This window comes from Rhodopila sp., assembly GCF_965276935.1.
GTDB lineage: Bacteria > Pseudomonadota > Alphaproteobacteria > Acetobacterales > Acetobacteraceae > Rhodopila.
The window spans coordinates 871,495-895,223 of sequence record NZ_CBDIBS010000002.1 but is presented as its reverse complement, the minus strand read 5'-3'; the positions used below and the strand labels follow the sequence as shown (position 1 = coordinate 895,223).

Genomic DNA, 23,729 nt, shown 5'->3' with positions numbered 1-23,729 from the left:
TATCTCCCCGGACGGCGCTTCGACATGCGCGCGTGATGATTATGGTCAAGACTAAGCCTGTATTCAGCTCGATGGCAAGCCGTCGCACGTATTATTACGGGCCGCGCTAATCTCGTCGCGCTTCTATATGCAAGGTGACAAGGCGGGCCAGCAATATAGTCAGGTACAACTGGCCCAGAACGGACTCAAGATTGGCCAGGCTGCGGGCGATCGGATGCAGCGGCCGAATTTCGCCAAAGCCGGTCGAGGTCAAGGTCGAGAAGCTGAAATACAGCATGCCGCTGATCGCCGCGGCCTCGGGCTCGCCCGCCGGAACATCGACAAAGCCCGCTGGATCGAGTTCCGAAACCAGACGATAAGCCGAGGTGAACAATACGGCGATGTTAAGGTAGAGAATGACCGCGCCTTCGATCCGGTGATGCGTCACGCGTCCCGGCGCGAAGACCGCCTGTCCGATGACCCAGGAGATCGCAATCACCGCGACGATGGCGGCGCCATGCCCCAGCCAGATGGACTGGATCGATGGGTGACTGATACGAAAAGCCGCGCCCGCAAAAGCGAGAGCCGTCGCGAACGTGGCGAGCAGCCGCGCGCCCATGTTGGGCGAAATTATCACGATTGCGAGAGCAAGCGGAATGCCAAGCATGCCGCCGATCAGCAACGGGGACCGGATACCCATTCCCGCGAGCGGTGCGGCAACGAACAGCGTCAACGCTTCCAGCACAAGCAGCGCCGTCAACGCGTGATCCCTGATCGCGACGTCGCCGATGATCCTTTGACAGGGAAACGAAAGAAAATCCCCTCTGGTCATGCCCATGCTCCGTCAGGGGTGACATCCATAGTGCCCTGGTAACGTTCGAACGTGCCGCCGCTGGCACTGTCTGACCACGCAACGGAACCGATTGTGCGCCAGCGCGGCGGCACCCGCCTAAATGCGCGAGCGTGGCGTCAGCGGAGCGAGCGGGACGGCGCGGACGCTGCCGGTATCCAGTCCTGCTGCACGAAGAACTGTCCCAGGTTGTAGGCGATCCGGTTGCCCAGGTGCTGGCCTTCGCCCGCCACACCCTCCTTCTCGGCGTGTGCGCCCATCGCGCCGGACAGTGCGGCTGGCGCCAGGCTGCCACCGCCCGCGGCCGATGCGACACCGATCCCCATGCCGGGCTTGCGCCCGCTGTTCGCATTCGCGTCATAGGTCTGCAGCAACTGCGGCTGCGCGGTGCCTCGGTCATAATAGACCTGGACCTCGGCTTCGACCGAACTCCTGCCGGCGCCAAATCCGATCGCCAGGCGACGGGTCCTGTTGCCTTCGTCGATCTTGCGGATCTGGCCCTGGACCAGCAGGTCGCTCGGCCCTGGCGGCGTCCCGGCCGCGACGCGTTCCACCGGAAGGCCCATCTTGCGAATATCGTCCGACAAAGCCTCGGCGATGGCATTTTGCACCTGCGACGCCGGCGTTATCTCCGGTGCGTCGGACCCCATCGCCCGCATCACCCGCGGACCAACGCCCTGGTCAAGCTGCACGGCCTGTGAGTCCACCAGGAAATCCGTCACCAGCACGCGCCGCGGGCGCGGCATGGCACCGCCAGCCTGATCGCCCGCAGGCACGTAATTGCCGGTTTGCGTCACATGCGTCGAGCACGCGCCGAGTAAAAATAAAAATACCACAGCGCCGAGGGCTGGTCGTGCGGCGGAACATACCGGGTTCAACATCAGAAGACGTCTCCGCTTATATTTGGCATATCCGTACGCGGCCAATATTCGGCTTGAGGAACTCAGTCCTGGCAGTAATCATGGGCAATTCAAGGCCAGACACGAAGCAACGGGGCAGCGGCCAATGACAGATGGTAACCTAAGCATTTCGTAACCAGCCGGCACTGTCAACCGGAGCCTCGTCAATGCGTCCTACTTTCAGCGGAACATGCACTGCTATCATATTTGCCGGCGGTCATTATCGAGCACCTTACGGCGAACCACGGATACTTCGTCGCTTCCGGGTGCTATGATCCGGATAAGGAACGCTGACCGACGCCATGTTGAAAAGCTGTAGGCCGAGCCACCTCGGAAGCCTGGTTCTGGCGCAGGTTGCTTCGGCAAACTATAAGTCACTGGCGCATCAGCCCCGGCGCATCAGCTAAGGACGCCACCCGAATGGCCGGCATCCCGACTTACGCAATCTCCTCCAGCTTCCTTGGCGTCAGCCGCGGTGACCCGGCCGCCGACTTCGCCATTGCCGGCATCCCCATGGATCTTGGCACCACCAACCGTGCCGGCACCCGGGACGGTCCGGCGGCGATCCGTCGCGCCAGCCGCATGCTGACCGACGGCGACCATCCCGAGCACTGGGTCGAGCCAGCCCGCCTTGGCTTGTCCGACATTGGTGATTTCGCGCTGGCCCTCGGCGACATCCCGGCCAGCCTGGCGGCAATCCAGTCGCAGGCCCAACCGATCGGGCACCTGATCGCACTGGGCGGCGAGCATGGCATCACACTGCCGCTGCTGCGCGCGCTGACCCAGCGGCAGGGAAGTCCCGTCGCGCTGGTGCACTTCGACGCCCATGTCGACACCTGGCCCGACAACTTCGGCCAGCCCTACGCGCATGGCTCGCCGTTCTATCACGCCATCAATGAGGGCCTGGTCGATCCGCATCGCATGATCCAGGTCGGCATCCGTTCCCCGGTGCAGCGCGCGGTCATGGACTGGACCCTGTCCAAGGGCGTGACCGTCCTGTCGGCGCAAGATGTCCATGCGTCGGCGCCGACCGCCGTCGCGGCGCAAATCGAGGCGATTGTCGGCAACGCCCCGGCGTACCTCAGCTTCGACATCGACGCGCTGGACCCGGCCCATGCGCCGGGAACCGGCACGCCGGAGGTCGGTGGCCTGGCGTCCTGGCAGGCACAGGCCATCCTGCGCCGCCTGGGCACGGTCGGGTTCATCGGCATGGACCTGGTGGAGGTCTCGCCGGCCTACGACGTGGCGGAGATCACCGCGCTGGCCGCGGCGACGATGATCTGGGAGTACCTTGCCCTCCTGGGCAGCCAAGCTATGCGCTGATAGCTTATCAGTTCCCCAAAAAAGCATAACTACCGGGGGATTATGGACCCTATATCCGACGCCTCGCTCCTGCTCCGGGAGCGGTGACGCATCCGCACGTGCCGCGAGCCCACCTTGGGCACAGCAACGACGTAAACGCGTCCTTTTCGATAGACCCGGCCAACCGTGGGCCGGGGTCGTTAGGGAACACGCCTATGTCCGAACGCACCCGCGCGATGCGAAGTACCACCCGCATCGTCTGACCTCGGCCGAGCCGCATCCGCGCTCGCCGTTGGCCTTGTCCCCGTTCCGTCACGGGCGCGTTTGCGCGCGTCCGTATGTCCGCGAGGATTACCGCGATGTCTGTTGTCCGCCCTGTCATCAGCCGTACCCGTGCCGCCGTCAGCCCCCTGCGTCGCAGTTTCGTTGAATATCCGATCCAAGGTCCCGTTCGTCTGCCGAGTGTCGACCAGGTGGTTGCCGCCGACCGTCCGGAGGAGCCGATGCACTGCCTGCGTCCTACCGTCGTGGCCGGTACCGCGCGTGCCTTTGTGCAGGCGTTCCCGGGTGATGTCCTGTATGCCGTGAAGTGCAATGCCGACCCGGCGGTGCTGCGCGCGCTGCACGATGGCGGCGTGCGGCACTTCGACTGCGCCTCACTGCCGGAGGTGCGGCTGGTGCGCGGCATGTTCCCGCGGGCGGCGATCCACTTCATGCACCCGATCAAGGCGCGCGGCGCGATCCGCGAGGCCTGGGCACGGCACGACGTGCGCGACTTCGTGCTCGACAGCGCGGAGGAACTGGCGAAGATCCGGACCGAGATCGCCGCCACCGGCGTCGCCGGCGCGTTGGGCCTGATCGTGCGCATCGCGCTGCCAAGGGGTGGGGCGAAGCTGGATCTGTCCGGCAAGTTCGGCGCGGACATGCCCGATGCGGTGGCGCTGCTGCGCGAGGCGCGGGGCTGTGCGCGAACCCTCGGCGTCAGCTTTCACGTCGGCTCGCAGTGCCTTGATCCGCTGGCCTGGCGCGACGCAATGGATCTGACCGGGCAGGTGATCCGGGCGGCCGGCGTGAAGGTCGATGTGGTCGACGTCGGCGGCGGCTTTCCGGTGGCCTATCCGGACCAGGAGCCACCGCCGCTGGGCGCCTTCTTCGCCGAGGTCGAGGCAGGCTTCGAGCGCCTCGGCCTGTCCAGCGCCCATTTGGCGAACGCCCGCCTGTGGGCTGAACCGGGACGGACGCTGGTCGCAGCGGGCACCTCGGTGGTGGTGCAGGTGCAGGCCCGCCGGGGCAACGCGCTGTATGTCAACGACGGCGTCTACGGCAGCCTGGCGGATGCCGGCGCGTTGGGCTTCCGCTACCCGGCGCGGCTGATCCGCCCGGACAACCAGGCGGTCGGTCCGACCGTCGGGTTCTCGCTGTTCGGCCCCACCTGCGACAGCGCCGACGTCATGCATGGCCCGTTCATGCTGCCGGCCGACATCGCCGAGGGCGACTGGATCGAGATCGGCCAGTTGGGTGCCTATGGCGCCTGTCTGCGCACCGCCTTCAACGGGTTTGATCGTGCCCGGATTGTCGAGGTCGCGCACGAGGCGCCACAGCCCCCGCTGCGTGTCGCTGCCTGAGATGATTGTTTGAAGGCCGCTGGCAACCGCCGCCCGGGTGCCGTGCGCTAACATGGCGGCCGGCGCTTGTCGGTCGGCCGGGTGTCATGGCGGGCGAAGGCTTGCCCTCCACGACGTGCGGTGCTGATCGCGGCGAAGTCGTGGAGGTCGGCCTCCGGCGAGCATGACGCGGGGCGTGAAGGCCGCCTCGACAGCGCTATGTTAGCGTCCATGGGGACGCGCCCCGCGATGACGGCCGGAGCAACGTGTCGGGTTGCCATCGTGGTGCAAGTTGTCTGCTGGTTTGAAAGGAGTTCAACCCATGAAACACGTCGCGTTCGGCGGTCGCCTCGTCATGCTCGGCTTTGGCAGCATTGGCCAGGGCGTCCTGCCCCTGATCCTGCGCCACATCGACATGCCGCGGGAGCGTATCGCGATCGTCTCCGGCGATCCGCGCGGTCAGGATATCGCCGCCGCTTACGACGTGCGCTTCACCGTCATGCCGCTGACCCGCGACAATTTTCGCAGCGTGCTAAGTTCGCTGATGCAGCCAGGCGATTTTCTGCTCAATCTGAGTGTCGATGTGTCCTCGGTCGCGCTGATCAGGTTCTGTCAGGATAACGCTCTGCTTTATCTCGATACCTGCATCGAGCCGTGGGCCGGCGGCTACACCGATCCGTCGCTGTCGCCGTCGCAGCGGTCGAACTACGCGCTGCGGGAAAGCGTGCTGGCGCTGGCCGCCGACCCAGGGGGAGGTTCCGGAGGACAGTCTCGGCCGACCGCGGTGCTGACGCATGGCGCCAATCCGGGGCTGGTCTCCCACTTCGTCAAGCAGGCGCTGCTGAACATCGCGCGTGATACGGATGCCGAGACACCTGTCCCGACGGATCGCCCGGGCTGGGCGGCGCTGGCGCAAGGCCTAGGCGTGAAGGTGATCCACATCGCCGAGCGCGACACCCAAACCGCGGCGTTCGCCAAGCAGCCCGGAGAGTTCGTCAACACCTGGTCGATCGACGGCTTCGCCGGTGAGGGCTGCCAGCCCGCCGAACTCGGCTGGGGCACGCACGAGAAGGTGTTGCCGCCGGACGGCCGCCGCCACGACTTCGGCTCCGACGCGGCGATCTATCTGCTGCGGCCGGGTGCCTCCACCCGCGTGCGGACCTGGACGCCGATGGCCGGACCGCTGCACGGGTTCCTGATCACGCATAACGAGTCGATCTCGATCGCCGATTACTATGCGGTGAAGGATGGCGATCAGGTGCGGTATCGGCCGACGGTGCATTACGCCTACCATCCATGCGACGACGCGGTGCTGTCGGTGCACGAGATGGCTGGGCGGAACTGGCGGTTGCAGCCCAGGCAGCGGCTGATGATGGACGAAATCCGCACCGGCGTGGATGAACTCGGCGTCCTGCTGATGGGCCACCCGCGCGGCGCCTACTGGTATGGCTCGCGCCTGTCGATCGAGCAGGCCCGCGCGCTGGCGCCGCACAACAACGCCACGAGCCTGCAGGTGACGGCGGCGGTGCTGGGCGGTCTGGTCTGGGCGATGGAGAACCCGGCCGCCGGGATCGTCGAGGCGGATCATCTGGACCATGCGCGGGTGCTGCAGGTGGCGGAGCCGTATCTCGGGGACATGGTCGGGGCTTACAGCGACTGGACACCGCTGGTTGATCGCGGGCGGCTGTTTCCGGAGGATGTCGATGCGACGTGCCCCTGGCAGTTCGGCAATTTCCGGGTGGTGTGACGGTGGCTGCGTTACACATTATCGTCCGCTACCATGATGTCTTCAGCATTGACCCTGTGACGGGATTTTATGCCAGGCCTCGGAGATTGGATATTGCACAACGGGCAGAACTCGAGCACGACAAGTATAACTATCAGGGATAGGGCCTGCGATTAGGCTGGGGGTACGCCCGTGTTCATTCAGAAGCCCGACATAGGCGCGCTCATCGTCCGCTGCGTGGTCATACTGCGATGCGTCATTCACAATCACGGCGTGGCCCCACACCGCCCACGCACCTGCCCCCGACTGCGTAATTGATCTTATACCATGTGTGGACGGCCCCTTGGGTTCAAGACGGCTATGCACAGGATGAGCTGAGGGTCGCATGCGGTCATGTGTCCGGCCTGTTGGCGCGGTCGCATGACCGCTGGCCCAGATGGGATCCGCAAGCGAGTGCCAAACAACCGCGCGGCCTGGTTCGGCCACAGGTATAAACGGCATTTCTCGCTTGTCGGTGCGACCGTTGGTCATCTTGCTGTTGGCCTTGAACCCCGGCAGCCGCTGCGGCTAGGCGGTAGCCGGCTGATGCCGGTAGGCCTCGCCGCGCGACATCATCGCCCACACGATGCGGGCTGTCTTGTTGGCCAGCGCCACCGCAGCCAGCTTCTTTGGCTTGCGCGCGAGCAACGCCAGCAGCCAGGTGGAGGTGTTTGGCCTGCCTGGCCTGACATGCTGGATCACCGCGGTGGCGCCCACCACGAACAAGCTGCGCAACCGTTCATTGCCGGCTTTGCTGATGCGGCCCATGCGCTGCTTGCCGCCCGTCGAGTGCTCCTTCGGCGTGAGGCCAAGCCAGGCCGCGAAGTGGCGCGCGGAGGCGAAGTCCTGGCTATCAATGGCGAGTGCCAGGGTGATGGCGGTGACCGGGCCAATGCCGGGCACCTCAGCCAGCATGCGGCTGACCGGGTTGGCCTTGTGCTGGGCGAGCAACTCGGCATCGAGTTCGCCAATCTGGCGGTCAAGCTCTGCGATCTGCTCGCCGATGCGCACAAACATCGTCCGTGCCGCCGCTGGGATCGCCGTCTCGGCACCCAGCCTGTCCAGCAACGGTTGGACATGCGCCGTGCCTTTGCCGGCAATGACGCCGAACTCGGTGGCATGCCCGCGCAGGGCGTTTATTAATTGAGTGCGTTGGCCGACCAGCATCTCACGGTGGCGCAGAATGACCAGCGCGGCTTGCCGCTCGGCGCTCTTGACCGGCACCGAGGCCATGCCAGGGCGCGACGCCGCGTCATTGATCGCTTCGGCATCGGCGCGATCGTTTTTGGCGCGCTTGACGAACGGCTTGACGTACTGAGCCGGTATCAGGCGCACCGTATGGCCCAGCCGGGCCAGCAAGCGCCCCCAATGATGCGCGCCGCCGCACGCCTCCATGATCACCTCGGTGCTGGGAAGCTTGCCAAAGAAGGTTTCCATTTCTGCGCGCCTGAGATTCCTGCGCACAACAGGATGTTCCTGCTCATCGACGCCGTGCAGCGTGAAAACATGCTTGGAGGTATCAATGGCAATGCGCTTAAGCTTCATCTGGACGGTCCTCTTGTTGGAGCTATGACAACCCAACTTTGGCACGCGATGCCGTGGGGCCGTCCACCCCAACAAACGACTCATGAGGTGACCGTTTTTGCCCAGTCCCGTGTGGCGATTGATCGGATACGCTCTGGTGCGGCGATGAGTTTGTTCCAAGCCACGCAGCATGCGTCGATGATCGCTTCAGAGGTTGCGTAGACGCGGTTGCTGAGGTCGTTCTGTCGCAGGAATTCCCAGACGTTCTCGACGGGGTTCAACTCCGGCGAGTAGGGCGGCAGGTGCAACAGCCCGATATTCTCGGGCACCTCCAAGCGGTCGCCCGTCTGGTGCCATCCGGCGCCGTCCAGCGTCAGCACGGCGAACGCACCTTCGGCGACCTGGGTGCTGATTTCCTGCAGGTGCAGGTTCATCGCGTGGACGTTGGCGTGCGGCAGCACGAGCCCAGCCCCGACGCCCCGCGCCGGGCAGACCGCGCCGAACAGGTAGGCCCAGTCACTGCTGTCCGGTTTATTGACTAGGTTTGATGCGGAACGCCAGGAGTTCCGCCGGTTTCCAGGCCAAAACGGGTGGTGTCGACTTGAACGGCGCGTGCGCACAGGCTGCCGGGCTTTTGCCCGGAGAGCGCCGTGTATGCAGGCCAGACCTTATTCGCCCAACTGATGGACTTCGTCCCCTGGACAACGTTTGCGCGGCTTGTCCAGCGCTATGCAGGCGACAAGGGCGTCAAGACCCTGACCTGCGCGGAGCAGTACCGTGCGATGGCTTTCGCGCAACCGACGTACCGCGAGAGCCTGCGCGACATCGAGACCTGTCTTTCGGCGCAGCCCGGCAAGCTCTATCACATGGGCTTCCGCGAGGTGGTCCGCCGCTCGACCCTGGCCGACGCCAACGAGACGCGGGACTGGCGCATCTACGCCGGCCTCGCGCAGACGCTAATCGTTCGGGCGCGAAAGCTCTACGCGGGCGAAGACCTGGGCCTGGACCTAAAGAACACCGTCTACGCCCTGGACTCGACCACGATCGACCTTTGCCTGTCGATGTTCCCCTGGGCGCATTTCCGCGCGACAAAATCGGCCGTCAAGATGCACACCTTGCTCGATCTGCGCGGCAACATCCCCAGTTTCATCCATATTTCCGACGGCAAGCTGCATGATGTGCACGCGCTCGACCTGCTGGTGCCGGAGCCGGGCGCAATCTACGTCATGGATCGGGGCTACATTGACTTCGCCCGGTTGCACCGGCTGCACCAGGCCGGCGCCTTTTTTGTGACCCGAGCGAAGTCCAACCTCAAGGCGCGCCGGATGTACTCGGCAACGGCGGAAAAAGCCGCGGGGATTGTCGCCGATCAAACGATTGCGCTGGACGGTGTCCGGTCCGGCCAAGACTATCCGACGCACATGCGACGCGTCCGGTTCAAGGACCCGGCAACCGGCGAGACGCTGGTATTCCTGACCAACCAAGCCGCGCTGCCGGCGCTCACGATCTGCAATCTCTACAAGAGCCGCTGGCAGGTGGAACTCTTCTTCAAATGGATCAAGCAGCACCTGCGGATCAAGCGGTTCTACGGCACCTCCAAGAACGCGGTCAAAACGCAGATCTGGATCGCCGTGTCGGTCTACGTGCTGGCCGCGATCATTCGCAAGCGGCTGGGGATCCAGGCGTCACTCTACACATTGATGCAGGTCTTTTCGGTGGCAATATTCGAAAAGATGCCAATTAAAACAGCGTTTTTATCGGAAGCCTACAGTTCCACTACCGCTACAGAAAATAACCAATTGAAATTGTTTAGCAATTGACCGGACAGTAGTGAGGCCCAGTGGTAACGCTGATCCCGCGGTGCTGTGGGGCGGCTGCCGCGTTCCGCCCAGATGCGGGTCAGGCTGCCTTGTTGACCAACGCGGGCTTCGTCCTGCCACCAAAGCTCGATCGGCTTGCCGTGCGCGGCCGGCGGAATGGCAGCCGCGACCAGTTCGGCAAAGTTTTTTTATGCGCCTGCTGCGCTTCGGCATCCGCCTTGGGATGACGCGGCCGAACCGAGATGTGGCTGAACCCCAATGCCGACAGAATCCGCCCGACGCTGCGCTCATCCATCAGGACAAAGAAGCGCGCCAGGATCCGCTCCCGCAGGTCGCACAACCGCCAACGCACGACGCCATCTTCAGCAACAGTCGGCTTTTTGCCAACCCAGATCGCCAGTTGCGCCGTCTCCTCGACAGACAGTTTCGCCGCCGCCCCGCCGCCATGCGGACGGTCTGATAGACCCGCAATGCCGTGCTCGTTATAGCGGATTACCCAGTCGCGCAGCGTCTGCCGGTCCATCCCGCAGGTGTTCGCGGCATCCATCCGGTTATGACCTTCCAGCACCAGCGCCAGCGCCAGAAGTCGCCGCGCCACCGGCGCCTCGGTTGTGCGGCCAGCCTGCCAGCGCAGTGCGCCGGCATCGTGCTCCCGTCGCGTGATCTGTATCGTCATGGCTGTTCCACCCGTCATCAAGCTGGACCAAACCACCACGACGCCCCGAGCCGGCGGAAATCACGTACGAGTCAGCTCATTTGTCGGTTGGTATTATTGGGAAGTCGGTCCGGTTGAACTACATAATGCACGTCAGGCGTGTAAACAAGGGCTAGGGGGAGTAGCAACACTCGGCAGCCTCGAGCGCCGTGCAGGACCCAACCGGTTTTTCGCAACGAAACTTTGGCGGATCGATACCTCAGCGCCATATCGGCGCTATTCCCCTGGTGGCGGAATGGCAGACGCGGCAAATTTGCAATTTGCTGTCCGTCGGGATGTACGGGTTCGGGTCCCGTCAAGAGGGTTGTAGGCCCTTGTGTAAGGCCATTAACATGCCTGCGGACCGCAAAATGCACGTTAGCGCCACTAGCGGCGCTGTATAGGGTTCCGCACACGCGAGAGGACACGGAATTGGGCAAGGTCAAGGTCTATCGATTCAGGCTTTATGATATTACCAACGACGATTATCATCTATCACGCCGCTGGGGCACCCGTGAGGGCATCAAGGCCGTGTGCGGGATGGTGCTGGAAGATACGGAAACCGATATTGACATCGGCCTTGTCGGCGGCGAAGTCGAGGGTCTGACCGAGCGAGATTTCAACCCGCACCCTCGCGCCGGATTCCAGACCAAAGTTTGCTGAGCAGAGATGACCGGCTCCGTCGCCGGCTGATCGACTGCGCCACGGTTATTCTGCGGTTTGCCTGAACCTCCCCGACAGCATCGCGTGGTTTTCGATGCTTTGAACCGCCGCCAGCAAATCGTTCTCAGATTCGATACGCGAGGGCGCACATTAAATCGAAATTAATCTAAAAACAGAAATATGTTTCCGTAGTTTATGCGGCAAAAACAAACTCGGCCAGCTCGAGCGCTTCCTCATCCGCGGCACCAGGTCGGCGCCGCTAAATGTGGAGTAGAAAATGGGCCGTTATAATGCGTCGCCGTCGACCTTTAGCCAGGGCGGTACGAGCGATCCCCGCAAGCTTGGGTTTGGCTATTCGAACGAAAAACCTTCATCCTTCGGTCGGAACGGATGGTCGCGAAGTGCCGCCAGGTAGACGTTGCGCCTTGCAGGGCAGCAAGGGCCAATGAGCCCGCAGCGCTTCGCATACATCCTCCAAATCCTGGGCGTAGGCGTAGGCGTGGGCGTCGTGGCTAGGGCCTTCGATGTCGAAGCCGAAATTGTGCGGCAATGGCGTTCTAGGAAAGTCGACATCCCACTATCCGTCGCCGAAGTGTTTGAAGAACTAGCCGCCGAATATATAGCCACTCCCCAGACGCAAGGACCTGCATCCTGATCTGCTGCTTGTAGGGGTGCGGGCCAGGGAGGACAGACCACCCCCGCCTGGCCCGCACCAGGGCTGAATCGAACTTCCGGTTCCGTTATTACCGGACCGCCACTTTCATCCGATCGGCGGCAGGCCCACGTACTAGCAGCGTTCCGCAAGTCCGCTTGGGAGGTACTGCGACCATCGCTATTGAAATCGTCACTGATGTCGGTCCAGCTCAGCCATCGAATTACCTTCTCGATAACTTCGTGGCACACAAGCTGTCGTCCTTGACGACATGCGGCGCGCCAGAACTCGCCATGGAGAGCGCCTGGCTAAATAGTTTTATCCTACACAATCTCCATTCAGTGAGGCCGTCCGTCAAAGAACGCGCCTATCTCTTTAACTTCATTAGGCGCACAGAAGGGGCGTTTTCCGCCTACCGCGCAGCACGCCTCGCACTGATCGAATATGTCTCCACACCGCCAACCGTCATCTCTCCCTACTTCCGTTCGCTGTTGAACTTCGAGGTCTGCGTCTCGCAATGTTGGCAGGCTTGCGAGCTGGTGATGACGATGACTGGAGATAAAAAGGGGGCGTTCAAGCCAAACGACAACAGCGATGCGGAACGATTATATGGCCTCTATATTGACGCGAAGCACATGGACGACATGATCGACAAAGGGAACCTCCTCGATGCGGCGACGACCGGCCTCTGGATAACGAACCAAGGCCTTGAAAGCACTAGAACGCCGTCGGGCGTGGCTTTCAGCGAGCTCATCGAGATCTTAACGTCGATGGGGCAAGAAGCCGAAACGCTCGCGCGGCTCGACCCATTCAATCCGGACGCGCCGGCCGCTTGAGCGGCAGCCGATCGGCCCGAGTCAGGCGGGTTGCTGCCTCGCTCGGGATCTACACTGACGTGCCCTTGCGGCCCCGCCGCCCCGGATGCCGGGCGTAATCGAATTTATGGTAAGCTGCCCAACTTATCAGACAATATTTAAATGGCTGCAACGCCTAAACTCCCAGCGTTGGGAATTTGTGGTTTCTTGTTGAAACTATATCCGATACTATTGCGATACAAGAACAGTCAGCACCAACGTGTCTAACGAGATCCAGCATCCAGCGCCGCCTGCAGCATCCACGCAGCCGCAGCCCGATCCACCGCCACCGCCCGCTTGGCATGGGATAAATCCGCCTCCCCGATCAGGAACCGGTTGACCGCCGCGCTGGACAGCCGCTCGTCCCACAAGGCTGCCGGCAGCCCGGTGGCACCAACCAAAGCATGGGTCCAGTCCCGCGCCGCCTGAGCCGCCGGCCCCACCGTGCCATCCATCGACAGCGGCAGCCCGACCACCAGCCCGCCGGCACCCTCGCGCTGGGCGATCGCCGCGATCTCCGCCGCGTTCGCCCTCAGCTTGCCCCGTTTCAGGCTGCCATAGGGGGACGCCAGCACCCGCCGCACATCCGACAGCGCCAGTCCAATCGTCTTGCTGCCAAAGTCGATGCCGATTACCCGCTGGTCGCGTCCCACCGACCCCAGCAGATCCGTCAGGTTGAACAGAGCCATGCCCGTCGTTATGGTCCCGCGCCGCTACGCAGCCAAAGGAAATCCAGCCGCATGTCGCTCGATCACGCGACCGTCCGTCGCATCGCCGCGCTCGCCCGCATCCGGGTCGAGGACCACGAGGTCGAGCCGCTGTGCCAGGAACTGAATGGCATCCTGGGCTGGATCGAGCAGTTGAACGAGGTCGATGTCAGCGGCATCGCGCCGCTCGCCGGTGCGGCGAACATGGCGATGGCGATGCGGCCGGATGTGGTGACCGACGGCGGCTACCCGGACAAGGTGCTGTCCAACGCCCCGGAACGCAGCGGCGATTTCTACGTCGTGCCAAAGGTCGTCGAGTGATGCTGACCGATCTGACCATCACCGAGGCCCGCGACGGACTGCGCGAAAAGCGGTTCTCCGCCGTGGACCTGACGATGGCGCATCTGCAAGCGATCGAGGCGCTCAATCCGCGGCTGAACGCCTTCATCACCGTCAGCCACAGCCAGGCGGTGGACCAGGCCCGCGCCGCCGATGCCGCGCTGGCGGGTGGACAGGCGCGGGCACTGACCGGGATTCCCCTGGCGATCAAGGACCTGTTCTGCACCGCCGGCGTCAAGACGACAGCCGGCAGCAAGATCCTGGCACCATTCGTGCCGCCGTATGAAAGCACCGTCACCGCCAATCTGTTGCGCGACGGTGCGATATTCCTGGGCAAGACCAACATGGACGAGTTCGCCATGGGCTCGTCCAACATGACGTCGGCCTATGGACCGGTCGAGAATCCCTGGAAGCGCCGGCAGGACAACACCGCCGTGCTGGTGCCGGGCGGCTCGTCCGGCGGGTCCGCCTCGGCCGTCGCGGCACGTCTGGCAATGGGGGCGACCGGGACCGACACCGGCGGCTCGATCCGTCAGCCGGCGTCGTTCTGCGGGCTAGTAGGGGTGAAGCCGACCTATGGGCGCTGCTCGCGCTGGGGCGTTGTCGCCTTCGCCTCGTCGCTGGATCATCCCGGGCCGATCACCCGCACGGTGCGGGACGGTGCGATCCTGCTGGGTTCGATGGCCGGGCATGATCCAAAGGATGCCACCAGTGCCGCCGTGGCGGTGCCGGACTACGAGGCCGCCTGCGCGCGCAGCCTCAAGGGGCTGCGGATCGGCATCCCTAAGGAATACCGCTCGGACGGCATGCCGGCGGAGACCGAGGCACTCTGGCAGCAAGGCATAGATTGGCTGCGCGCGGCGGGCGCCGACATCGTCGACGTGTCCCTGCCACACACGAAGTACGGCCTGCCCACCTACTACATCGTCGCTCCGGCGGAGGCGTCATCCAACTTGGCGCGCTACGACGGGGTGCGATTCGGATCACGGCGGAACGGCGAAGACCTGCGCGATCTCTACGAACGCACCCGCGCCGACGGTTTCGGACCCGAAATCCGCCGCCGCGTGCTGATCGGCACCTATGTCCTGTCCGCCGGCTACTATGATGCGTACTACCTTCGGGCGCAGAAGATCCGTGCGCTGATCCTGAAGGACTTCACCGACGCGTTCACCCAGGTGGACGCGCTGCTGACCACCACCGCGCCAACCGCCCCGTTCGCGCAGGGCGAGAACATGGACGATCCGATCAAGATGTACCTGAACGACCTGTTCACCGTACCGGCCAATCTGGCCGGCGTGCCCGCGATCTCGATTCCGGCGGGCCTGGATGCGAATGGGTTGCCGGTGGGCTTGCAGGTCATCGGCAGGCCATTCGATGAGGAAACCGTCTTCGCCGTATCGGCCGCGATAGAGAACGCCGCCAGCTTCACGGCATTGCCGGCGATCAGGGCCGGTCATTAGCCGAGGTCGATGTCGGTCCGTGGGAAATCATTTCCCTTGCACAGCAATGGCGCGGCGAGCTGGCGTGCGCACGCATAGGCAAAACAGTCACCCATGTTCAGCGCGGCTGGATGGCTTCCCTTGCCAAAGCGCTGGAACGTCTCGATAGCCGTCCGCCCGGTCGCCTGATCGATAGCCACGACGGTGGCCTTGATTTCGCTGAGGAAGTGCTCGACCACCGCCAGCGCCTCGACAGGCCGAGCGTTGGCGATACGCGCCAATCCCGCGGCAGCCTCGAACATTGCCACGCCAGACGTGCGAACCTGACGTGCTTGCGCCAATCGTCCCGCCAGGCTGGCCGCATCCTCTTCCATCGCAATGATCGCGATCATGGCGGAGGCATCAACGAACATCGGCTTGACCTGACAGGTCGTCGAAGAAGGCCTTGTCGGCGGGATCGCCGCCTGGTTGCTTTAGCGCCAGGAATTGCGCCTGGATCGGGCGTAGCCGATCGATCAGCGATGGCATTTCGCTAATCGCGGCGTATTCGTGCTCTACCGCCTCACGGATCGTCTCCGTCAGGCTCTTTCCCTTGAGCCGCGCGAGCCTTCGCACCGCGATATCGGTATCGCAATCCCTCACATGAAAGGCCGTCAGATACACTCCTGGATCTAGCCGCGTAGATAGAGCGATCTATATCCAAGTCAAAGCATCAGGGTAATCGGCCTGATTGCGACGCTGGAGCGTGACGCCTAAAACATTGTCTCCGGCCTCGGCTCCATATGAAAGGCACCGTGATGACCTACGCCATCGAAGGCACCACCGGCCCCTGGGAGGTCGTCGTCGGCCTGGAGGTCCACGCCCAGGTCACCAGCAACGCCAAGCTGTTCAGCGGCGCCGCCACCGCGTTCGGTGCCGAACCGAACAGCCAGGTTAGCTTCGTCGATGCGGCCTTTCCTGGCATGCTGCCGGTCATCAACGGCGAATGCGTGGCCCAGGCGGTGCGCACCGGCCTCGGCCTGAACGCGCGCATCAACCCCGTCAGCCGCTTCGACCGGAAGAACTATTTCTATGCCGACCTGCCCGCCGGCTACCAGATCAGCCAGTACGAACACCCGATCGTCGGCACCGGCATGGTCGAGGTGGAACTGGCCGATGGCACCACGAAAATGATCGGCATCACCCGGCTGCATCTGGAGCAGGACGCCGGCAAATCGTTGCACGACCAGCACCCGGCCAAATCCTTCATCGACCTGAACCGTGCCGGCGTCGCATTGATGGAAATCGTCTCCGAACCCGACATCCGCGGCCCGGAGGAGGCCGGTGCCTACATCAGGAAACTTCGTTCCATCCTGCGCTACCTGGGCACCTGCGACGGCAACATGGAGGAAGGCTCCTTGCGCGCCGACGTCAACGTATCGGTGCGCAAAATTAACGAACTCTATCGCACCCGCTGCGAGATCAAGAACCTCAACTCCGTCCGCTTCATCATGCAAGCCATCGAGGCCGAGGCTCGGCGTCAGGTCGAGGTTTGGGAAGCCGGCGGCACGGTGATGCAGGAGACCCGCTTGTTCGACAGCGGCCGCAACCTGACCCGCTCGATGCGGTCGAAGGAGGACGCGCACGATTATCGTTACTTTCCCGACCCGGACCTGCTGCCGCTGGTGCTGGAGGAGGATTGGATCGCCGCGCTGAAAGCATCGTTGCCGGAGCTGCCCGACGCGAAGCGCGCCCGGTTCATACAAATGTATGGACTTTCGCCCTACGACGCCGCTGTCCTGGTGGCCGAAAAAGCCACCGCCGACTATTACGAGACGGTCGCCCGCGGCCGCGACCCAAAGATCGCCGCCAACTGGGTGACCGGGGATTTCTTTGCCGCGCTGAACCGCCTGGGCCGCTCGATCGACGACCCGCCGGTCACCGCCGCCGCCCTGGGTGGCTTGCTGGACCTGATGGCCGACAACACGATCAACGGGCGCATCGCCAAGGACGTGTTCGAGGCCATGCTGGAAACCGGCCAGGACGCGGCGACAATCGTCGACGAACGCGGACTGCGCCAGGTCACCGACACCGGCGCGATCGATGCCGCGGTGGATCGCATCCTGGCGGCCAATCCGGGCAAGGTGGCGGAATACCGATCGGGCAAGGACAAGCTGTTCGGCTTTTTTGTCGGCCAGACGATGAAGGCGATGGCGGGGAAGGGGAACCCGGGCCTGATCAACGCGGTCCTCAAGCAGCGGCTGGATGCCCAGAAGGAGTAGGCCAGCCGTCCGGGGAACCCTCGCGGCTGACCCGTCCCCTTACTTCCGGATCAAAATGATCTTGACCTTGATGGTCAGGATCACCACCATCTTTCTTAGGCAGTTCGATGGGTGTGAGCCATCGTTACCTCCTTCCTACACGGCGGCCGAACCATCCAGCCGCCGTTTGCGTATAGCGGCTGACCGGTTAACAAGCGCTTGCCAATCCCGCCTTGATGACCGTGCTGTCTTCGCCTCTGTTTTCACACCTGATCTGGCATTAGCCTTGGGGCCGGCAGGGGGGCCAAAGCGGCACGCCCATACCGCACCCGCAGCGGCTTCAGCATGGCCACCGCCAGCAGCGCCGTCAGCAGGTCCGCGGCAATCCCCACGCCGAACACCGCTGTCCACGTCCCCGTCGCCTGATGCAGCAACGACGCCATCGGGCCGCCAAAAATCGCCCCGATCCCCTGCGCGATATACAGACACCCATAGTTGCGGGTCGCATTCCGCGTGCCGAACGTATCCGTCAAGGTCGAGGGAAACAGCGAGAAGATCTCGCCCCAGCCAAAGAACACCACACCCGACAGCAGCACGAACAGCAGCGGGTCGCCGCGGGTCGCCAGCCACAGCGCCATCGCCACGCCCTCCAGTCCGAAGGCGAGGCACATCGTGTTCTCCCGGCCGATCCGGTCCGACACCCAGCCGAAGAACGGCCGGGTCAGCCCGTTGGTGAAGCGGTCGATCGTCAGCGCCAGCGGCAGCGCGGCAAGGCCCCACACCACCGCCTTGGTAATGCCGAAGTCACCGGCGAACGCCGCCATCTGCGACGTCACCATCAACCCGGAGGTCGACATCAGCGTCATCATCACGAACATCAGCCAGAACACCGGGCTGCGCAGCATGTCGCCGGTCGACACCCCCGCCGCCGCATTGTTCATGTCCGCGGTCGCTGGGGCTGGCTTCAACCCAAGCGCCGCCAGCAGTCCGACCAGCGCGAACCCCGCGCCGAATTGCAGCAGCGTCATCTGGTAGCCGACCGAGGCCAGCGAGTTGCTGATCGGAAACGTCGTGACGATCGCGCCCATGCCATAGCCGGCCGCCACCACGCCGGCGGCGAAGCCACGACGGTCGGGAAACCAGCCCACCATCTGGCCCACCACGCCGACATAGACAATGCCGGTGCCCAGACCGCCGACAAGTCCATACGTCAGGTAAAGCATCGTCAGTGACGACGCATACGATGCCAGCACCCAGGACAGGCCCGACAGGACACAGCCCAGACCGATCAGCCGCCGCGGACCGAACCGGTCCACCAGCCAGCCCTGGAACGGCGAGAAGAACGTCTGCAGCACGATCAGCAGGGAGAATGTCACCTGCACCGCCGCCGGCGACACCGCCAGCGCGTTGCCGATCGGTTTGGCGAACAAGGTCCAGACGTATTGCGGGCTGGAGATCGCCATCATGCACACCAGACCCAGGCCCAACTGGCTCCAGCGAGTCATACTGGAAGTGCGTATGGCGGACGCGTGTGTGGTGGTCTCGGTCATGCTGAGCGGCCCTCTTGGAAGCCACTCAGCCATAGCAAACGTTGCGCCACCTTAAATCAGGTCGCTAACCAAACAATTTGCCTAATTCGACGTCAGTTTCCGCGCGGATGCCGGTTTGTACGCCATCAAGATTTCAGTCGATCGAGAAGCTCGTCCCGCAGCCGCAGGCGGATTTGGCGTTGGGATTGCGCACCGCAAAGTGACTGCCCATCAACTCGTCGGTGTAGTCCAGCTCCGAGCCGGCGAGCAGGTCCAGGCTGGCCGGGTCGACCACGACCTTGGCGGGACCGCGCTCGATGATCAGATCATCGGGTTGTGTGGCGTCATCCAGTTCAAAGCGATACTGGAAGCCGCTGCATCCGCCGGCCAGGACAGCCACGCGCAGGGCGGTCCCCCCCACGGCAGCAGTGTCGGCGACGATCTCGGCGATACGGGTGGCGGCGCGGTCTGTCAGGGCGAACTGTTCCATACCGGCTAAGATAGGACGTCTGGGGGCGGAATTGAAGCGGCTTCCGCCTAGGTGTAAGCCGCTGCCGCATGTCCGTCCGTCCCCCCCTGGTGCGCTACGCCGTGTCCCCCGCCAACGCCCGCGGCCGGCTGCACCCGGAGCCGGAGGCGGCTACCCGTTCGCCCTGGCAGCGCGACCGCGACCGCATCATCCACTGCTCCGCCTTTCGCAAGCTGCAATACAAGACCCAGGTATTCGTCAACCACGAGGGCGACTTCTACCGCACCCGCCTGACCCACAGCATCGAGGTGGCGCAGATCGCCCGCTCCGTCGCCCGCGCCCTTGGTCTGGACGAGGACCTGACCGAAGCCCTGGCCCTGGCGCACGACCTGGGTCACCCACCGTTCGGCCACGCCGGGGAGGAGGCACTGAACCTGGCGATGAAACCCTTCGGCGGCTTCGACCACAACGCCCAGAGCCTGCGCATCGTCACCCTGCTGGAAAGCCGCTACGCCGCCTGGGACGGCCTGAACCTGACCTGGGAGACGCTGGAGGGCCTGGTCAAGCACAACGGCCCGCTGCGCAACCCCGCACCTTACATCGCCGACTATAACGACCGCTACAAGCTTGATTTGAACACGCAGCCGAGTGCCGAGGCACAGGTGGCGGCAATTGCCGATGATGTGGCGTACCACAGTCACGACCTCGACGATGGCCTGCGCGCCCGGCTGTTCGCGCCGGAGGATCTGAAACACCTTCCCGTGGTCGGCGACGCGCTGGCCGCCGCCAGATTGTCCAGCCTGGATGTGCCGCCGCCGCGGCTGCGGCATGAGACGATCCGGCGGGTGATCAACGCCATGGTCAGCGACCTGCTCGCCGAGACGACGAAGCGATTGAACAAACTCGATCCCGCCACCCCGGATGCGATCCGCCGGTCGCGACATCGCGTGGTGGCGTTCACCGCCGGCATGGCCGAGGCAAACCAGGCCATCAAGGATTTCCTGTTCGCCCGCATGTATCGCCACTGGCGCGTCAACCGCATGTCAGCCAAGGCTCGGCGGCTAACCGAAGAGATCTACCGGCTGCTGCACGCCGATCCGTCGCTGCTGCCGGACGACTGGCGGGCGCGGGCCGGGGAGGCGGGCACACAACGGGCGGCGACGATCGTTGGCGATTACGTGGCCGGGATGACCGACCGCTACGCGATGGATGAGCACCGGCGGCTGACCGATATCAGCCTGAACGGTTAAGTCAGTGTGCCGGATATCCAGATGTTGCGGCAACCCAAGGCATCAGTTTCGGTTTCACCGGATCAGGGAAAGCCTGCCGTGACGTGAAGCCGCGACAAAAGCAGACTGGCTGGATGATTTTTTTCGGGTGTCGGCACCCAAACCCGGCGTCTGGTTTTACCGGTCGGAACGCGGCCCGGTTTGTCGCCGCACCTGCCGTTGAGGAGGAAAGCTGAAATGGGCGAAGGTTTTGAGAGTCATTGGGATGCAAGCTGGTTCTGGCACAAGGCAAGGCAATGCCGGGAACTGGCCTCCGTCGTCGCGGACATGACCATTCGGGCAACCTTGGAGGAAATGGCCACCGATCTTGACACGCAGGGCAACGTCGCCGCCGAAGCTGCGAAGTCGGTCCCTAGGTCAGCCTGACTGGAACCATCGGGCTGCTGATGTTGCTTGTCAGGTCAATGACTGACTGTTCTGATCTACCCGCTGGTAAGTCGGCGTTTATAATCTAGATCGACCTAATCAATGTCACATCGGCATTGCGTCATTCAAAAGACTAATGATGTGTGATAACCTTTCGATTATGATTCGGACAGCCGGGGACATCATGGGGCAGCTTAATCGGATTACCAGCGATCCCGCTGTCTTCGGCGGAAAGCCGATCGTGCGCGGCATGCGTATTTCGGTGGAACTAGTCTTGAGCTTGCTGGCTCAGGGTGAAACCCAGAAAGCCATTCTGGACGATTACCCCGGCTTACAGGTGGAAGACATCCGCGCCTGCTTGGCCTATGCCCATGCCGTGGTGGCTAACGATCGGCTGGACGACGTGGTGGTAGCCCACGGTTGAAGTTCCTGGTCGATCGCTGCGCCGGCCGACGGCTGTCGGAATGGCTGAAGGCGATGGGACACGATGTGCGGACTGCCTGGGAGCAACAGCCTGATCCCGGCGATATAGCCCTGCTGCGAATGGCGGTGGGGGAAGCGCGGATTCTTATAACCATTGACAGTGACTTTGGCACGTTGGTTTATTTGCTTGGTGAGGTGCACACTGGGATCATCCGGCTGCCAGATGTACCCGCCGCCGCGCGAATTACGTTGATGGCCAATTTGCTGGACCGGCATGGACCGGATTTGCCGGGATCAATCGTGACGATACGCAGCGGGCGTATTCGTATATCGCAAACACCTCCGGGTGATTGAACCAGACGCTGCCAATTCCGCTGATAGAACCAGGCGACAAGCGGCTGATGCCTGTATAGCCGAGACCGCGCCGGATTTCCGATCGGCCGCCCGTGCTGGGCGGTGCGGTCGCCGGCCGGACCGGAACGACCGACGACATCATCGACCCGTACCCCGATTCCGCGCTAACACCCGTGCATGAGCGCCACCGACCTCTACACCCACCTGCGGGAAACTGTCCTCACCGCCCTGGCCCAGATCGTCCCCGACCTCCCGCCGGACATCGCCGCGCGCGTTGAGGTTACTCCCACGCGCGATCCCGCGCACGGCGACATGGCAACCAACGCCGCCATGGTCTCCGCCAAGGCCGCCCGCCAGCCGCCGGCGCGGATCGCCGCTGCGCTGGTCGAACGGCTTGCCCAGGCGCCACGGATCGCTTCGGCCGAGGCCGCCGGACCCGGCTTCGTCAACCTCCGCCTGCATCCGGAAACCTTCCGCGCCTTGCTGCCCGTCATCCTGACCGCCGGCGAAGCCTACGGCGATTCCACCACCGGCGCCGGCATCAAGGTCAACGTGGAATATGTCTCCGCCAACCCCACCGGCCCAATGCATATCGGCCATTGCCGTGGCGCCGTGGTGGGGGACGCGCTGGCCAACCTGCTGTCCAAGGCGGGCTACGCCGTCACCAAGGAGTATTACATCAACGATGCCGGTGCCCAGGTGACCGCGCTCGCCTGGGCCGCCTACTGGCGCTATCTGCAAGCCATCGGCTCACCACTGACCGAGGAGAGCTTCGCCGCAAGCGTGCCGAACGGCCTGCAATACCGTGGCGATTACCTGATCGCGGTCGGCGAAGCGCTTGCCGCCCAGTATGGCTCTACCCTGGCCACGGAAGACCTTGGCATCGCCGCGCCGGAAATCTGGCTGGATGCCGTGCGCGACCTCACCATCGACGCCATGATGGCCGAAGTGCGCGAAGACCTGCGCCGGCTCGGCGTCCGCCACGACCTGTTCACGTCGGAGCGCGCGCTGGTCGCCTCCGGCGCCGCCGACGCCATGATCACGCGTCTGACGGACGAGGGCCTGATCTACCAGGGCGTGCTGGAGCCGCCGAAAGGCAAGACGCCAGACGACTGGGAACCGCGGCCGCAAACCCTGTTCCGGTCCACGAAATTCGGCGATGACGTGGATCGGCCGCTGCGCAAGTCCGACGGCGGCAACACCTATTTCGCCAACGACATCGCCTACCACGCCGACAAGGTCGCCCGCGGCTTCGACGTGCTGATCGACGTCCTCGGTGCCGACCACGGCGGCTACGTGCCGCGCATGAAGGCCGCCGTCCGGGCAATCTCCGCCGGCCGGGTCAAGTTCGAGGCTGTCCTCTGCCAGATCGTCCATATCATGCGCGGCGGTCAGCCGATGAAGATGTCCAAGCGCGCCGGCAGCTATGTCACCTTGCGCGACCTGCTGGACGAGGTTGGCCGCGACGCCGTCCGCTTCACCATGCTGACCCGCAAGGCCGACGCGCAGATGGAGTTCGATCTCGATCAGGTCTTGGCGACCACGCGTGAGAACCCGGTGTTCTACGTCCAGTACGCGCACGCCCGCTGCCGCTCCGTGCTGCGCGCCGCCGGCGAAATGTTCACCGCCGGATCGATCGCCTCCGGTGCGTTGTGCCAGGTCCCGCTGGACACCCTGACCGGGGAAGCCGAATTGACCGTGATACGCCGCCTGGCAACTTGGCCGCGCATCGTCGAAAGTGCCGCAACTGCACAGGAACCCCACCGAATCGCATTTTTTCTCTATGACTTGGCGGGTGACTTTCATATGCTGTGGAACCGAGGTCGAGAGGATACGACGCTTCGATTTCTGCAGTCCGACCAGCCGACCGAGACGCTCGCGCGTCTCGCGCTGGTGGCCGCGACCGCCGTCGTCATTCGTTCCGGCTTAGCCGTGATGGGGGTCGAGCCCGTCGAGGAAATGCGCTGA

The 23,729-nt window shown here is 63.7% G+C and carries 23 protein-coding genes and 1 pseudogene; 14 read left to right on the top strand and 10 right to left on the bottom strand.

What is annotated here, in order from left to right:
- Nucleotides 1-106 precede the first annotated feature (106 nt).
- Entirely contained in the window at nucleotides 107-811 is a 705-nt protein-coding gene (locus ACQY4S_RS07150) for an ion channel (protein ID WP_428484494.1), read from the bottom strand.
- Nucleotides 812-948: 137 nt separating this feature from the next.
- Nucleotides 949-1,575: a DUF4410 domain-containing protein gene (locus ACQY4S_RS07145; RefSeq protein ID WP_428484493.1), complete on the bottom strand. Its 627-nt coding sequence runs from the start codon at nucleotides 1,573-1,575 to the stop codon at nucleotides 949-951.
- 573 nt (nucleotides 1,576-2,148) lie between these two features.
- On the opposite strand from ACQY4S_RS07145, the gene speB reads away from it, so the two are divergent.
- The 3 genes from speB to ACQY4S_RS07130 all read left to right on the top strand — a co-directional run bounded on the left by speB (nucleotide 2,149) and on the right by ACQY4S_RS07130 (nucleotide 6,381).
- The gene (gene speB / locus ACQY4S_RS07140) at nucleotides 2,149-3,051 is read left to right on the top strand and encodes an agmatinase (RefSeq protein WP_428484492.1); all 903 of its coding nucleotides are present in this window, start codon (nucleotides 2,149-2,151) and stop codon (nucleotides 3,049-3,051) included.
- Nucleotides 3,052-3,389: 338 nt separating this feature from the next.
- Entirely contained in the window at nucleotides 3,390-4,655 is a 1,266-nt protein-coding gene (locus ACQY4S_RS07135) for a type III PLP-dependent enzyme (RefSeq protein WP_428484491.1), read from the top strand.
- A 301-nt stretch (nucleotides 4,656-4,956) separates the two neighbouring features.
- A complete protein-coding gene (locus ACQY4S_RS07130; protein WP_428484490.1) occupies nucleotides 4,957-6,381 on the top strand; it encodes a homospermidine synthase in 1,425 nt (474 codons plus the stop codon).
- 546 nt (nucleotides 6,382-6,927) lie between these two features.
- On the opposite strand, the gene ACQY4S_RS07125 is transcribed toward ACQY4S_RS07130, so the two are convergent.
- Both ACQY4S_RS07125 and ACQY4S_RS07120 read right to left on the bottom strand, forming a co-directional pair.
- Nucleotides 6,928-7,944: an IS110 family transposase gene (locus ACQY4S_RS07125; RefSeq protein WP_428483443.1), complete on the bottom strand. Its 1,017-nt coding sequence runs from the start codon at nucleotides 7,942-7,944 to the stop codon at nucleotides 6,928-6,930.
- Nucleotides 7,945-8,024: 80 nt separating this feature from the next.
- Nucleotides 8,025-8,543, bottom strand: a complete 519-nt coding sequence (locus ACQY4S_RS07120) for a transposase (protein ID WP_428484489.1) — start codon at nucleotides 8,541-8,543, stop codon at nucleotides 8,025-8,027.
- A gap of 30 nt (nucleotides 8,544-8,573) precedes the next feature.
- Here ACQY4S_RS07120 and ACQY4S_RS07115 point away from each other — a divergent pair, with 30 nt between their 5' ends.
- Nucleotides 8,574-9,743, top strand: coding sequence for an IS4 family transposase (locus ACQY4S_RS07115; RefSeq protein WP_428484488.1), 1,170 nt, complete (start codon nucleotides 8,574-8,576; stop codon nucleotides 9,741-9,743).
- Between the two features lie 8 nt (nucleotides 9,744-9,751).
- Here the strand turns inward: ACQY4S_RS07115 and ACQY4S_RS07110 are convergent.
- Nucleotides 9,752-10,419: pseudogene (locus tag ACQY4S_RS07110) on the bottom strand (IS630 family transposase); the annotation flags it as partial.
- 450 nt (nucleotides 10,420-10,869) lie between these two features.
- Between ACQY4S_RS07110 and ACQY4S_RS07105 the strand changes: the two are divergent.
- Together ACQY4S_RS07105 and ACQY4S_RS07100 are read left to right on the top strand one after the other, a co-directional pair.
- Entirely contained in the window at nucleotides 10,870-11,100 is a 231-nt protein-coding gene (locus ACQY4S_RS07105; RefSeq protein ID WP_428484487.1) for a hypothetical protein, read from the top strand.
- 810 nt (nucleotides 11,101-11,910) lie between these two features.
- Nucleotides 11,911-12,588: a hypothetical protein gene (locus tag ACQY4S_RS07100; RefSeq protein WP_428484486.1), complete on the top strand. Its 678-nt coding sequence runs from the start codon at nucleotides 11,911-11,913 to the stop codon at nucleotides 12,586-12,588.
- Between the two features lie 242 nt (nucleotides 12,589-12,830).
- On the opposite strand, the gene ruvX is transcribed toward ACQY4S_RS07100, so the two are convergent.
- Complete coding sequence (gene ruvX, locus ACQY4S_RS07095) at nucleotides 12,831-13,295, bottom strand: Holliday junction resolvase RuvX (protein ID WP_428484485.1); 465 nt, start codon at nucleotides 13,293-13,295, stop codon at nucleotides 12,831-12,833.
- 51 nt (nucleotides 13,296-13,346) lie between these two features.
- Between ruvX and gatC the strand changes: the two genes are divergently transcribed.
- Nucleotides 13,347-13,634, top strand: coding sequence for an Asp-tRNA(Asn)/Glu-tRNA(Gln) amidotransferase subunit GatC (gene gatC / locus ACQY4S_RS07090; protein WP_428484484.1), 288 nt, complete (start codon nucleotides 13,347-13,349; stop codon nucleotides 13,632-13,634).
- A complete protein-coding gene (gene gatA, locus ACQY4S_RS07085; protein WP_428484483.1) occupies nucleotides 13,634-15,112 on the top strand; it encodes an Asp-tRNA(Asn)/Glu-tRNA(Gln) amidotransferase subunit GatA in 1,479 nt (492 codons plus the stop codon). The genes gatC and gatA overlap by 1 nt, the downstream gene beginning before the upstream one ends.
- Here gatA and ACQY4S_RS07080 read toward each other — a convergent pair.
- Both ACQY4S_RS07080 and ACQY4S_RS07075 read right to left on the bottom strand, forming a co-directional pair.
- On the bottom strand, nucleotides 15,109-15,483 hold the full coding sequence (locus ACQY4S_RS07080; protein ID WP_428484482.1) for a type II toxin-antitoxin system VapC family toxin: 375 nt from the start codon (nucleotides 15,481-15,483) through the stop codon (nucleotides 15,109-15,111). The genes gatA and ACQY4S_RS07080 overlap by 4 nt on opposite strands.
- Nucleotides 15,484-15,493: 10 nt before the next feature.
- Entirely contained in the window at nucleotides 15,494-15,754 is a 261-nt protein-coding gene (locus tag ACQY4S_RS07075) for a type II toxin-antitoxin system VapB family antitoxin (protein ID WP_428484481.1), read from the bottom strand.
- A gap of 134 nt (nucleotides 15,755-15,888) precedes the next feature.
- Between ACQY4S_RS07075 and gatB the strand changes: the two genes are divergently transcribed.
- Nucleotides 15,889-17,352 carry an Asp-tRNA(Asn)/Glu-tRNA(Gln) amidotransferase subunit GatB gene (gene gatB / locus ACQY4S_RS07070; RefSeq protein WP_428484480.1) on the top strand — a complete coding sequence of 488 codons (1,464 nt, stop codon included), beginning with the start codon at nucleotides 15,889-15,891 and terminating at the stop codon, nucleotides 17,350-17,352.
- 242 nt (nucleotides 17,353-17,594) lie between these two features.
- On the opposite strand, the gene oxlT is transcribed toward gatB, so the two are convergent.
- On the bottom strand, nucleotides 17,595-18,881 hold the full coding sequence (gene oxlT, locus ACQY4S_RS07065; protein WP_428484479.1) for an oxalate/formate MFS antiporter: 1,287 nt from the start codon (nucleotides 18,879-18,881) through the stop codon (nucleotides 17,595-17,597).
- Between the two features lie 133 nt (nucleotides 18,882-19,014).
- On the bottom strand, nucleotides 19,015-19,350 hold the full coding sequence (gene erpA / locus ACQY4S_RS07060; protein ID WP_428484478.1) for an iron-sulfur cluster insertion protein ErpA: 336 nt from the start codon (nucleotides 19,348-19,350) through the stop codon (nucleotides 19,015-19,017).
- Between the two features lie 68 nt (nucleotides 19,351-19,418).
- Here erpA and ACQY4S_RS07055 point away from each other — a divergent pair, with 68 nt between their 5' ends.
- The 5 genes from ACQY4S_RS07055 to argS all read left to right on the top strand — a co-directional run bounded on the left by ACQY4S_RS07055 (nucleotide 19,419) and on the right by argS (nucleotide 23,729).
- Entirely contained in the window at nucleotides 19,419-20,579 is a 1,161-nt protein-coding gene (locus ACQY4S_RS07055) for a deoxyguanosinetriphosphate triphosphohydrolase (protein ID WP_428484477.1), read from the top strand.
- A 216-nt stretch (nucleotides 20,580-20,795) separates the two neighbouring features.
- The gene (locus ACQY4S_RS07050; protein WP_428484476.1) at nucleotides 20,796-20,984 is read left to right on the top strand and encodes a hypothetical protein; all 189 of its coding nucleotides are present in this window, start codon (nucleotides 20,796-20,798) and stop codon (nucleotides 20,982-20,984) included.
- 160 nt (nucleotides 20,985-21,144) lie between these two features.
- Nucleotides 21,145-21,408, top strand: a complete 264-nt coding sequence (locus ACQY4S_RS07045) for a DUF433 domain-containing protein (RefSeq protein WP_428484475.1) — start codon at nucleotides 21,145-21,147, stop codon at nucleotides 21,406-21,408.
- Nucleotides 21,405-21,761, top strand: coding sequence for a DUF5615 family PIN-like protein (locus ACQY4S_RS07040; protein WP_428484474.1), 357 nt, complete (start codon nucleotides 21,405-21,407; stop codon nucleotides 21,759-21,761). Before ACQY4S_RS07045 ends, ACQY4S_RS07040 begins: the two co-directional genes overlap by 4 nt.
- Nucleotides 21,762-21,938: 177 nt before the next feature.
- Complete coding sequence (gene argS, locus ACQY4S_RS07035) at nucleotides 21,939-23,729, top strand: arginine--tRNA ligase (RefSeq protein WP_428484473.1); 1,791 nt, start codon at nucleotides 21,939-21,941, stop codon at nucleotides 23,727-23,729.